The 12258-nt window shown below is 64.6% G+C and carries 12 protein-coding genes; 7 read left to right on the top strand and 5 right to left on the bottom strand.

From position 1 onward, the window contains the following. Positions 1–21: 21 nt before the first annotated feature. A complete protein-coding gene (locus tag CIT39_RS11930) occupies positions 22–450 on the top strand; it encodes a SufE family protein (protein ID WP_094975168.1) in 429 nt (142 codons plus the stop codon). 140 nt (positions 451–590) lie between these two features. Here CIT39_RS11930 and CIT39_RS11925 read toward each other — a convergent pair whose 3' ends face one another. Next, complete coding sequence (locus tag CIT39_RS11925) at positions 591–1007, bottom strand: Ros/MucR family transcriptional regulator (RefSeq protein ID WP_094975169.1); 417 nt, start codon at positions 1005–1007, stop codon at positions 591–593. A 129-nt stretch (positions 1008–1136) separates the two neighbouring features. Next, entirely contained in the window at positions 1137–1997 is an 861-nt protein-coding gene (locus CIT39_RS11920) for a hypothetical protein (RefSeq protein ID WP_094975170.1), read from the bottom strand. A gap of 308 nt (positions 1998–2305) precedes the next feature. On the opposite strand from CIT39_RS11920, the gene CIT39_RS11915 reads away from it, so the two are divergent. Further along, positions 2306–3955, top strand: coding sequence for a glycosyltransferase family 39 protein (locus CIT39_RS11915; RefSeq protein WP_094975171.1), 1650 nt, complete (start codon positions 2306–2308; stop codon positions 3953–3955). A 138-nt stretch (positions 3956–4093) separates the two neighbouring features. Then, on the top strand, positions 4094–4873 hold the full coding sequence (locus CIT39_RS11910) for a class II aldolase/adducin family protein (protein ID WP_094975172.1): 780 nt from the start codon (positions 4094–4096) through the stop codon (positions 4871–4873). A gap of 231 nt (positions 4874–5104) precedes the next feature. On the opposite strand, the gene CIT39_RS11905 is transcribed toward CIT39_RS11910, so the two are convergent. The 3 genes from CIT39_RS11905 to CIT39_RS11895 all read right to left on the bottom strand — a co-directional run bounded on the left by CIT39_RS11905 (position 5105) and on the right by CIT39_RS11895 (position 9635). Then, positions 5105–6499 (bottom strand): M20/M25/M40 family metallo-hydrolase, encoded by a 1395-nt coding sequence (locus CIT39_RS11905; RefSeq protein WP_094975173.1) that lies wholly within the window; start codon positions 6497–6499, stop codon positions 5105–5107. Between the two features lie 24 nt (positions 6500–6523). After that, complete coding sequence (locus CIT39_RS11900; protein WP_162308457.1) at positions 6524–7852, bottom strand: glycosyltransferase family 87 protein; 1329 nt, start codon at positions 7850–7852, stop codon at positions 6524–6526. 160 nt (positions 7853–8012) lie between these two features. Continuing rightward, the gene (locus CIT39_RS11895) at positions 8013–9635 is read right to left on the bottom strand and encodes a helicase HerA-like domain-containing protein (RefSeq protein ID WP_094975174.1); all 1623 of its coding nucleotides are present in this window, start codon (positions 9633–9635) and stop codon (positions 8013–8015) included. A 356-nt stretch (positions 9636–9991) separates the two neighbouring features. Here CIT39_RS11895 and CIT39_RS11890 point away from each other — a divergent pair, with 356 nt between their 5' ends. From CIT39_RS11890 to folB, 4 genes are all read left to right on the top strand, one after another. Continuing rightward, a complete protein-coding gene (locus CIT39_RS11890) occupies positions 9992–10357 on the top strand; it encodes a hypothetical protein (RefSeq protein WP_094975175.1) in 366 nt (121 codons plus the stop codon). A gap of 26 nt (positions 10358–10383) precedes the next feature. Beyond that, the gene (locus CIT39_RS11885; protein ID WP_094975176.1) at positions 10384–10791 is read left to right on the top strand and encodes a DUF4332 domain-containing protein; all 408 of its coding nucleotides are present in this window, start codon (positions 10384–10386) and stop codon (positions 10789–10791) included. Between the two features lie 241 nt (positions 10792–11032). Beyond that, positions 11033–11893, top strand: a complete 861-nt coding sequence (gene folP, locus CIT39_RS11880; RefSeq protein WP_094975177.1) for a dihydropteroate synthase — start codon at positions 11033–11035, stop codon at positions 11891–11893. After that, complete coding sequence (gene folB / locus CIT39_RS11875; RefSeq protein ID WP_094975178.1) at positions 11890–12258, top strand: dihydroneopterin aldolase; 369 nt, start codon at positions 11890–11892, stop codon at positions 12256–12258. Before folP ends, folB begins: the two co-directional genes overlap by 4 nt.

The raw sequence follows: 12258 nt of genomic DNA, 5'->3' as shown, positions 1-12258 counted from the left end.
CCCAACGGGACACGGGCCAGCATGACGACGATCGACGAAATCAGGGATAATTTCGAGCTTCTGGACGAGTGGGACGACCGCTACCGGTACGTCATCGAGCTCGGCCGCACACTGGAACCGATGCCGGAGGCCGAGCATTCCGCCGCGAACAAGGTCAACGGCTGCGTCAGCCAGGTCTGGCTGCAGAAGCTGGTCGACTGCGATGGTGGCGTGCCGATCCTGAAATATCGCGGCGACAGCGACGCGCATATCGTGCGCGGGCTTGTCGCCATCGTGCTCTCGCTCTATTCGGGACGCACGCCGCGGGAGATCCTCGATACCGACGCGATCGCCGTGTTCAACGAGTTCGGCTTTCGCGATCATCTGACGCCGCAGCGCTCCAACGGCCTGCGCTCGATGGTCGAGCGCATCAAGACCGACGCGAGAGAGGCGCTCGCTGAAGCGTCGTGAGGCACGATCCTCATGGTGAGGAGCGCGGAACGCGCGTCTCGAATCATGAAAGGCCCGGCTCTCGCCCGCGGCCATCCTTCGAGACGCCCGCTTTGCGGTCTCCTCAGGATGAGGGCTGAGCACGCCGATCAAGCAGCAAGCTACTTCCGTTTCCGCTGCTGCTGTCCGAGGCCCATCTGCTTGGCCAATTGCGAGCGCGCCACCGCATAGTTCGGCGCGACCATGGGATAGTCGGCCGGCAGGCCCCATTTCTCGCGGTATTGCTCCGGCGTCATGTTGTACTGCGTGCGCAGATGGCGCTTCAGCGACTTGAAGCGCTTGCCGTCTTCCAGGCAGACCAGATAATCGGGCGCGATCGACTTCTTCAACGAGACCGCCGGCTTGGCCGGCTCGAGCGGCGCGGTCTCGGTGCGGCCCGACGACACCCGCACCAGGGCGCCGTGCACCTGGCTGATCAAGTTCGGAATATCCCCAGCCGGCGTCGGATTGTTGCTGAGATAGGCCGACACGATGCTCGCCGTCAGCTCGATGAAATTCTTAGCCCCGGCATCCGACATGAGCCCGCCCTCTTTGCACTTGCGCCTCACGGGATAGACGACGCGAACTATTCCCTGTCAACAATAGGTTCGGCCGAAACAAGACGACCGACGAGGCGACGACGACGCTTGACCGCCGCGCGTCGGAGCTCAGGACCGCTGGTCGAGATGGGCGCGCAACTCGTCGATCGAGGCAAAGCGCATCATGCCTTCCGGCATCTGCGCTTCGATCGAGCCGTCGGAGTAGAGCGAATAGGCCATGCCGTCGACGATTCCGGATTTGAGCACGGTGACGGGCGGCTGCTCGACAGGTGGCGGCGGTTCGGGTGCAGGCGGAGCGGTCTCCGCAAAGGTCGAAGGAGAACGCGGCGGGGGCCGGCGCGCGGCGGCCGGCGGCTCCGGCGGGCGCATGCGGTCCGGCTTCGGCCAGGCATCGTCAAAGCTTGCCGGCGGATTCTCCGCAGCCTCGCCGGGCTCCAGATGTGGCGGCGGCGCTCCATCGGTGGTCTTCGCCTCCGCGCGCTCGCGCTCCTTGCGTGAAGTCGAGGCGAACATCAGGTTGCGGCGGCGCGGGGCTTCCGGAGCAGCGGGCGGCGTCGGCGCTTCCAGTTCCGGCGGCGCCTCGACACGCGGACGCTCGCGCGCGGCAGCTTCGCTTTGCCACGGCGGCGTGCCCGCGGCGGGGGCTGGCGGCGGCTCGATCCTTCCCTCCATCCTTGCGGCCGCTGCGGGCATCGGCTCGGGCGCAGCAGCACCCGATGCGGCGAGGCCCGGCAGCACGGGCCTGACCCGAACCTCCGAAGGTGCACTGGCCAGCCGGCGCGCGATACCCTTCAGCTCGGTGACCACGACAGAGAGGCCGGCCAGTAACATCCCGGAGCAGACGGCGATCGTGCCCGAGACTATGAGGGGGCTGCCGAGGCTGAACTCCCTGACGGAAAAGCCGAACAGGATCGAAAGGAGGCCCGCCACGATGGCGAAAATCCCCGCGATCAACAATGCCAAGGTCATCGAACTCACCCCCGGCCGCACATCCACACGCGACCCGTCACGCACGATACCGTCATACGATGTTCCACGCCAACGGCGAATTGCGGGCAGCGTTCCGAAAGAGAAGGAAATCAGGGACTTATTCACATTCCCTTCAGCTACGGCTCGCTACTGCTAGCCTGCTGTCAATATCCGGAATTGCTGCGTCGCATCAGGAATTTAGCCATAATGCCCAATTACTTGGTAATGGAACTGCGCTATAGGGAGTCCGGGGAGCAGGCCCGCGCGCACCAGCCGGGCCAAGAGGGGATTCCGGGGCACCGATAGCCATGACATCCATCACGACTTCGGCGATCGACACGCCTCAACAGCGCTCGGTCGAGCGGACCTGCGACGATCTCGCCATGCTGGTGCTGGCTGCGGTCACCGTGGTTGCAGGCCTGACCTTCCGCGACTACGGCCTCGGCTGGGACGACTACACCCACGCCGAATATGCCGATTTGTTGCTGCGCATGTTCGGTTCCGGCTTCAAGGACACCGCGGCGCTCTCCTTCGCCAATCTCTACATGTATGGCGGCGGCTTCGACATGGTCGCGGCCCTCCTGCACAAGTTCATTCCGCTCGAGTTGTTCGAGACGCGACGTCTGCTCGGCGCCATCGTCGGCGTGATCGGACTTGCGGTGACCTGGCGGCTCGCCCGCCGCATCGGCGGACCCCTTGCCGGGCTTGCCGCGCTGCTGCTGCTCGCGCTGTGCCCGATCTTCTACGGCCACATGTTCATGAATCCGAAGGATGCGCCCTTCGCGGTGGCCATGATCATCCTGATGCTCGGCCTGGTCCGGCTCGCCGAGGAATACCCCAAGCCCTCGCCGCGCACGATCCTGATCGTCGGCCTGGGCGCCGGCCTTTCGATCGGCTGCCGCATTCTCGGCGGGCTCGCGCTGGTCTACGCCATGCTCGGCTTCGTCCCGCTGTTCCTGGAAGAACTCCGCAGCGAGGGCCTGCGCGAGGCTATCAGGCGCTTCGCCCATGTCGTCTATGTGCTGCTGCCCGGCCTCGCGTTCGGCTACCTCGTGATGGGCCTGATCTGGCCGTGGTCGATCATGGAGCCCGGTAATCCTTTCGAGGCGCTGACCTACTTCTCGCATTTCTTCGAGAAGCCGTGGAAGGAGATGTTCGACGGCGCGATCGTGTCGGTGCCGGATATGCCCTGGTCCTATCTGCCGACGCTGTTCGCGCTGCAGCTGCCCGAGGTGATGCTGGTGCTGATCGGCGGCGCCGTGTTCAGCACGTTCGCCATGCTGCCGCGCCGCGAGGTTCCGGCGCGCCGCAAGACCATCATGCTGATGCTGACGCTGGCTGCGACCCTGCCGCTCGCGATCGCGATGGTGAAGCGGCCGGCGCTGTACAACGGCATCCGCCATTTCGTCTTCGTGATTCCGCCGATGGCGGTGCTCGGTGGCGTCGCTTTCGCGTGGGCCATGGAACGCCTGCGCGCCAATCACCGCACCTGGCAGCCGGTCGTCCTCGCCACATTCTGCTTCGGCCTCGCGCTCCCGCTCGCCGAGATGATCCGGCTGCATCCCTATCAGTACACGCACTTCAACCACATCGCCGGCACCGTGCGCGGCGCCAACGACCGCTTCATGCTGGACTATTGGGGCCTGGCGCTGAAGCAGGCCTCCGATGAATTGCGCGAGCAACTGGTCGAGCGCCAGGAAGCGCCGCCGGCCGGCCGCAAATGGAAGGTCGCGGTCTGCGGTCCGCAGCGCCCCGCGCAGGTCGCGCTCGGGCCCGACTTCACCATCGGCTGGGATTCCAACGCGGCCGATTTCGCGATGACGCTCGGCGAGTTCTACTGCAAGGGCCTGACCGCGCCCGTGATGGTCGAGATCAAGCGCGACGACGTGGTGTTCGCCCGCGTCTACGACATCCGCGGCCGCAGCATTTCCAGCCTGCTGTCGATCCCGGCGCCGTAATATCCTTCTCTCTGTGGCTCGCTCCATGCGGGCTACGCTGGACTGCCGCGCTTTGGCCGCCTTGCTGCTTGCCACGAGCGGTACTACGCTCCCTCCCCGCAACAACGATGTTCGGAACGATGTTCGGAGAGACCAGCCATGTCGCCAGCGGAAGCGCGCCTGAAGGAAGTGCCGTCTGATATGACGGAGGCCGAGTGGCAGCAGCGGGTCGATCTCGCCGCCTGCTATCGCCTTGTCGCGCTGTACGGCTGGGACGACCTGGTCGACACCCACATCTCCGCGCGCGTGCCCGGCCCCGAGCATCATTTCCTGATCAACCCCTACGGGCTGATGTTCGACGAGATCACGGCCTCGAGCCTCGTCAAGGTCGATCTGTACGGCAACCAGCTCTCCGAGAGCGAGTACAGCATCAACCCGGCGGGCTTCACCATCCATTCGGCGATCCACGAGGTGCGCGAGGACGCCATCTGCGTGCTGCATCTCCACACCCTCGACGGCACCGCGGTGTCGAGCAGCGCGGAAGGGCTGCTGCCACTGAACCAGACCGCCCAGCTCGTCACCCACGATCTCGCCTATCACGACTACGAAGGCATCGCACTCGACCACGACGAGCGGCCGCGGCTGCAGAAGGATCTCGGCGACCACAACCACATGCTGCTGCGCAATCACGGCACGCTCACGGTCGGCCGCTCGGTCGCCTCCGCCTTCGAGCGCATGTACCACCTCGAGCGCGCCTGCTCGATGCAGGTGCGCACGCGCGCGTTGGGTACGCCGATCTACCCGGTCGAGGAGATTGCGATCGAGAAGAACACCGAGCTACTCGCCAACCGCGACCGCGCCGAGCTGCGCGCCACCAAGCTCGTGTGGCCGCCGCTGCTGCGCAAGCTCGACCGCGAGCTTCCAGGCTACCGGTCTTGAAAATTTCGGGGTTTGGTGTAGGGTAGGTTTCAACACCCTCTACACGTTTCGGAATGAAACGCCGCCCAATTCCGGGCGGCGTTTTTGTTTGGGGCATTCGTCGTTCCGGAGACAGGTCTCGTAGGGTGGGCAAAGCGGAGCGTGCCCACGTCCTGTTGCGATCAGAGACAGATGGTGGGCACCGCGCTTTTGCGCCTTTGCTCACCCTACGGCACCGCGCTGTGCCGGGCCCTACTTCACTTCCGCCAGCGCAGCGAGAATTCGCGCCCACGAACGAATACCTTTCTGGAAGCTGCGGAGGTCGTATTTCTCGTTCGGCGAGTGGATGTTGTCGTCGTCGAGGCCAAATCCGACGAGCAGCGAGTCCAGGCCGAGCGTGCGCTTGAAATCGGCGACGATCGGGATCGACGCGCCGGAGCCCATCAGCACGGTCTCCTTGCCCCATTCCTCCGTCAGCGCCTTGCTGGCGGCGGCGAGCGGTTTCATGTTCCAGTCGAGTGCGACCGCGGGCGCGGCGGAATGGTCGCCGAACTCGACCTTGCAGTCGCCGGGAATGCGCGCCGTCACGTAGTCACGGAAGGCCTTGCGGATCTTCTGGGGATCCTGCCCCTCGACCAGGCGGAACGAGACCTTGGCCGACGCATGCGACGGGATCACCGTCTTGGAGCCCTCGCCGATATAGCCGCCCCAGATGCCGTTCACGTCGCAGGTCGGGCGCGATGAGGCCTGCTCGATCAGCAGGCGCCCCTTCTCGCCGGCCGGGATCGACAGGCCGATCGGCTTCAAAAACATCTCCGGCGTCAGGTTGAGCTTCTTCCACTGCTCCAGGATGTCGGGCGGCAGATCCTTCACGCCGTCATAGAAGCCCGGGATGGTGATGCGGTTGTCGTCATCGAACAGGCCGCCCAAAATTTTCGTCAGCACCCGGATCGGGTTCATCGCGCTGCCGCCGAACACGCCGGAATGCAGGTCGCGATTGGCGGCAGTGATCTTCAGCTCTTCATAAAGCAGGCCGCGCAGCGAGGTCGTGATCGCCGGCGTGTTGCGATCCCACATGCCGGTGTCGCAGACCAGCACGTAGTCGGCTTTGAATTCGTCCTTGTTGGCTTCGATGAAGGGCACGAAATTCTTCGAGCCGACTTCTTCCTCGCCTTCGATCAGGAAAGTAACGTCGATCGGCAGCGAGCCCGTCACCTTCTTCCAGGCGCGGCAGGCCTCGACGAAGGTCATCACCTGGCCCTTGTCGTCCTCGGCGCCGCGCGCGACGATGATCTTGCGGCCGTCGGCATGGTCCGTCACCACGGGCTCGAACGGCGGACGGTGCCAGAGATCGAGCGGATCGACCGGCTGCACGTCGTAATGGCCGTAAAAGATCACATGCGGCCGTGCGCCGGCCCCGGTCTTGCCGACGATGGCGGGATGCCCGGCCGTCGCCCTCACTTCAGTGGTGACGCCGAGGCTCGCGATGTCCTTGGCGAGATGCTCGGCCGCCGCCTTGCAATCCCCGGCGAAGGCCGGATCGGCGGAGATCGACTTGATCCGCAACAGCGCGAACAGGCGCTCCAGGCTGTTGTCGAAATCCCCGTCGATGTGATCGAGCACGGATTGAAGCTGCGCATTGGCCATGGTCGGATTCCTGACGTTCGAGTCTCAAGAGGTACCGGCTTTTAGCGCCGTCGCAGGCTCGGAGCCAGCGGCAACGGGCGGATGCCGGATGTGCCATGCGAGGGTACCTGCAAGAACCGCGGTTGCCAGGAGATTATTGCCCCAGGCCTGGAGCACATTGGGAAACCACGGCAGCGCCAGCAGCATGAGGACGCCGCTCCCGCCGAGGGCGAGCCAGGTTCCGAGGCGCACCTTCGCCCGTTCGTCGAAGGCGGCGCGATGCATCAGCACCGTCATCGGGAAGAACAGCCACATGAAGTAGTATTGCCGCGCCAAAGGCGAGGCCACCGTGATCAGGCAGAACAGGATGGCGAGCTCCTCGGCATCCGAGCGCGCCGTTCGCAGTGCTTGCCGCGGCATGATCGCGACGAAGCCGAGCCCCAGCAATGCCGACAGCCCCAGCACGATCCAGTTCGCCGTCCTGTAGTCAACGTCGATGATGTTCATCGTACGCGGCGGCTTCTTGGGATCGTCCTGATTGTAGTTGATCGGACGGACCATGCGGTGCGTGACGGCGATGAGGGACTGGTTGACCCACGACCAGTTCTGCTCGTCACGCTGGCCGAAGCCTTTTTCCGAGCTCGTTCCGACCATGCCCTGATACCAGGTCGCAAGCTCGGCCGCGTTGCGCTCGAAGCCGCGGATAGGCGCCGGCACGACGTAGAGCAGGATGCCTGCGAAGGCGACCGTAGCAGCGGCCGCCGCCCATTTCCGCCGCCAGACCAGATACGGCAGGACCGCGACGGGAAACACCTTGATGGCGGCAGCGAGCGCGAACATGAAGCCTGCAAGCCAGGGACGTTGATGCCGCAAGCTCCAGAAACCGTAGAGCATCATGGCCAGCAGGACGAGGTTCGGCTGGCCGAGGTCGAACATGTCGAACACGAACGGCATGGTGATGACGGCGGGCAGCGCCTCCAGCCAGCGGCCGGGGCTGCGCCCCGAGCCGGTCATGACCTGGGAGAACGTCCCGGTGTACCACCACGCCAAGGCGTTCAGGATCGACAGGACGACATAGAGCGGAATTTTGCCGAACCAGCTCGGGATTGCCAGCATGATCGCCGGCAGCGGCGGATAGATGAACTCGAAATACTCGACGGCCGTGGCGGGATAGAGCGGCTTACCCTGCAAGACCTGCTGCCCGGCCCAGTACCACAGCGGGTAATCCTTGGTCTTGCCGCTGCCGAAGACTTCAGGAACGAGCACGTCGGCGGTGAGCAGGATGCAGCAGAACAGAAACAGCAGGTCCAGCGGCGCGCGCAGCGACGGAGGTCTGGGCGCGTCGGGCTTGGCTAACGGGGCGGGCGGGGTCACGGACTGGTCCTGTGCGGCGGCGAACAGGGCGTAGCAGACCGGCGCAGGCTTGGAGAGCCCCTCACCTGAAATTGTACCGGTGGTGATCGGACTCCCGCGAGCGAAGCGAGGTCGACGCACCAGCCGGAAGCGGATTGCCTGAAACGAAGTCTTGAACTGCCTACCGCCGCAGCAATCCGCCGAGCGCGCCGCGGACCAGCGTGCGACCGATCGAGCCGCCGAGCTGGCCGCCGACCGACTTGCCGATATTGGCGGCCATCCCGCCGATCACCTGGTTGGTGACCGATCGCGTCACGTCACGCGCAATGACCTGGCCGGTCGACAGGCGTCCGCGCTTGACGTTGGTGCCGAAGATGGTGCCGACGATCGATCCGATCTGGCCGAGGATGCCGCCGCCGCTTGCGCCCGCAGGAGCCTCCGCCGTCGCCGCGGTGCCGGCGATGCGCTTCTGGATCATCTCGTAGGCGGACTCTTCATCCACGGCGGTGTCGTATTTGCCCTTCACCGGGCTCGCATCCATGATCGCCTTGCGCTCTTCCGGCGTGATCGGTCCGATGCGAGCCGATGGCGGCCGGATCATCACCCGCTCGACCATGGTCGGCGTGCCGTTGCCTTCGAGGAAGGACACGAGTGCCTCGCCCTTGCCGAGCTCCGTGATCACCTTGGCGGTGTCGAGCTTCGGGTTGGGCCGGAAGGTCTGCGCCGCGGCGGCGACCGACTTCTGGTCGCGCGGAGTGAAGGCACGCAGCGCATGCTGCACACGGTTACCCAACTGACCGAGCACACGGTCGGGGACGTCGATCGGGTTTTGTGTGACGAAATAGACGCCGACGCCCTTGGACCGGATCAATCGCACCACCTGCTCGATCGTGTCCAACAGCGCCTTCGGCGCATCGTTGAACAACAGGTGCGCCTCGTCGAAGAAGAACACCAGCTTGGGCTTCGGCAGGTCGCCGGCCTCGGGCAGCTCCTCGAACAATTCCGATAGCATCCACAGCAGGAATGTCGCGTAAAGCCGTGGACTCTGCAGCAGCTTGTCGGCGACGAGGATGTTGACCATGCCGCGGCCGTCGCGGTCGGTCTTCATGAAGTCCTTCAGCGTCAGCGCGGGCTCGCCGAAGAATTTGGTACCGCCCTGATTCTCCAGCACCAGGAGCTGGCGCTGGATGGTACCGACTGTGGCCTTGGTGACGTTGCCGAACCCCTGCGCGGCCTTGCGGATGGCCGCCAGCGCATCCTCCGTCGCGTCCACCGCCTTCTTGCCGCTATCGGGCACGATGGCGTCAAGCAGCGCGCGCAGATCCTTCATGTCGATCAGGGTCAGACCGTTGTCGTCGGCGACGCGGAAGGCGACGTTGAGCACGCCTTCCTGCACGTCGTTGAGGTCGAGCATGCGCGCGAGCAGAAGCGGCCCCATTTCCGTGACGGTCGCGCGCACCGGATGGCCCTGCTCGCCGAACACGTCCCAGAACACCGTCGAGAACTGGTCGGGCTGGAAATTCAGCCCCATTTGGGAGGCGCGCTTGAGGATGAAGTCCTTGGCTTCGCCGACCTCGGCAATGCCGGAGAGATCGCCCTTGATGTCGGCCGCGAAGACCGGAACACCGGCGCGTGCAAATCCTTCCGCCATCACTTGCAGCGACACGGTCTTGCCGGTTCCGGTTGCACCCGTGACCAGGCCGTGGCGATTGGCGAGCGCCAGCGTCAGCCATGCCTGCTCGTCTCCCTTGCCGACGAAGATCTTGTCGTCGGTATCGCCGAGCTTGCTGTCCTGTGCGGTCATTATTCTCTCTGATGTCTCTGATCTCTCTGCCGGGTTTCGCGTATCGAAACTCGAAGGCTCCAGTTCCGTAGTTTAACGCATGTCGCGCACCGATTAAAACGGTTCAACGCGCTCCAAGCATGCGAGATTGCCGGAAACAATCGGACGACATCAGCCGAAAGTAGGAGCGAGCTGCTCGCAACGCGGCAATTTTTCGCCGATTCCGTCTTCGCTCTTGCACCGCTGCAACACTTTTCGCGCGATCGAAGCTGAATCGCGACGGCGCGTGCGTTCATCGCTTGAATTTCACATCACACCGGCTCAAGATCATTTTCGAAGAAATACTCCGGCATGCAACCGGCTGAGGGGCGGGCCTTATGGACGAACTGATCGGGCGGCTGGCGACAAACGCCAGCATAGATAGTGCTGTGGCTGAAAAGTCCGTCGGCATTATCCTGGGCTTCCTTCGCAACGAGGGTCCTTCCGACAGCGTGCAGGCCCTGATCGACCAGATTCCCGGAGCAGAAGCCGCGATCGAGGCATCCAGGAGCGGCGGCGGACTGTCGCGGCTGATGGGCGGCGGCTTGATGGCGGTCGGCACGCGCCTGATGGGTCTGGGACTTGGCATGTCGGAAATTCAAAACGTCGCCCGTGAACTTTTCCGCTACGGCCGAGACAAAATCGGAGCGGATCAGATGGGCAAGATCGTTACGGGGACGCCGGGCCTCAGCCAGTTCGCCTGAAGTCTGCGCATTTTGCATCGAGTATCATGACATATCCGATCTCCGAGATTGAGGGCCTGTCGGTCTTTGCCGCCAACAAGCTGAAGGCGCAGGGTATCCGCACGACCGACGGGCTGCTCGAAGCCGCCGGCACGGTGAAGGGCCGCAAGGCGCTATCCGCCAAGACCGGCATCAGCGAGCAGCTGTTGCTGGAATGGGCCAACGTCTCCGACTACATGCGCATCCCCGGCATGGGCCGGGCCAAGGTCAACCTGGTCCGCGCCGCCGGCGTCACTACCGTGCGCGAGCTCGCCTATCGAAATCCGGCGAGGCTCGCCCAGAGCATGCGCGACGCCAACGAGAAGAAGAAGCTGCTGCGCATCCTGCCCTCGGAGAAGTCGGTCGGCGACATCATCGCCAAGGCGAAGAAGCTGCAGCCGAAGATCACGTATTAGTTCTGCGCTCGGTCCCCTGTCCCGGACGCGCAGCAACGCCGTTGAGCGTTGCTGCGCAGAGCCGGAACCCATAACGCGTACTCAGCTCTCGGCGACATGGGCCCGGCTCGGCAGCGCACCGCTGAAAAAGCTCTGCGTCCGGGGCAAGAGAGCGCATATCTTGCTAACATTGGGCCTTGCGCAACCAGCAATGCCCCATCCCGCCTTGAATCCCCCCTCCCCGCCCGCTAAAGCGGGCGCCATGAATGCCTCGCCCTCTCCATCCGTCCCGCCGGCCGGCTCGGCCAGGCCAGATGCGCTGCGGACATTGCTGGAACGACCGATCCCGGCGGTGATGGGCGTGCTCAACATCACCCCGGACTCCTTCTCCGACGGCGGCGAGTTCATCGCGCCCCAGCAGGCGCTTGCGCGGGCGCGGGCGATGATCACCGATGGCGTCGACATCATCGATATCGGCGCCGAATCCACTCGGCCCTACAAGGGCGCGAAGGCCGTCACCGCGGACGACGAGCTCGCACGGCTCAAGCCGGTGCTTTCAGGCGTCGTGGCGCTCGGCGTGCCTGTTTCGATCGACAGCATGAAGGCGGAGGTGGTGGCCTACGCGCTCGACCAGGGCGCGGCGATCGCCAACGACGTCTGGGGCCTGCAACGCGACGCCGCGATGGCGCCGCTGGTGGCCGCAAGAGGCGTTCCCGTCATCGTCATGCACAACCGCGACGACGCCGATCCCGCCATCGACATCATCACGGACATGAAGACTTTCTTTCTGCGTTCGCTCGACATCGCCGCAAAGGCCGGCATCGCGCGCGACAAGATCGTGCTCGATCCCGGCATCGGCTTCGGCAAGACCGCCGAGCAGAGCCTGACCGCGCTGGCGCGGTTGCGCGAATTTGAGATGTTCGGCCTGCCGATCCTGGTCGGCGCCTCGCGAAAACGCTTCATCGCCTCGGTCTCGCCGTCGGAGCCGAAGGAGCGGCTCGCCGGCTCGATCGCCGCGCATCTGATCGCCGCACAGCGCGGCGCAAAGATCATCCGCACCCATGACGTCGCCGAAACCTTGCAGGCGCTGCTTGTGGCGAACGCAATCGAGGGCAAGCAATGACCGATACGATCTTCGTCACCGGCCTATCGATCCATGCCCGCCACGGCGTGATGGATCACGAGACCGAAGTCGGCCAGCGCTTCGTCATCGATCTCGAACTCTATACCGATTTGTCGGAGCCCTCGCGCAGCGACCGGCTTGTCGACACCGTGTCCTACGCCGACGTCGTGGCGACGACCACGGCGGCGTTCAAGAATACCAATTACAAGCTTCTGGAGCGCGCGGCCGGTGCGGTGGCCGACGCCATCCTGTCGAAGTTCCCTCGCATCCGCGCCGTGAAGATCACCGTGCACAAGCCGCATGCGCCGATCGCGGCGATCTTCGACGATGTCGGCATCATGCTGACCCGCTCGCGGCATCCATAA

The sequence above is a fragment of the Bradyrhizobium symbiodeficiens genome, assembly GCF_002266465.3.
Lineage (GTDB): Bacteria > Pseudomonadota > Alphaproteobacteria > Rhizobiales > Xanthobacteraceae > Bradyrhizobium > Bradyrhizobium symbiodeficiens.
This window is presented reverse-complemented; position numbering and strand designations above follow the sequence as displayed.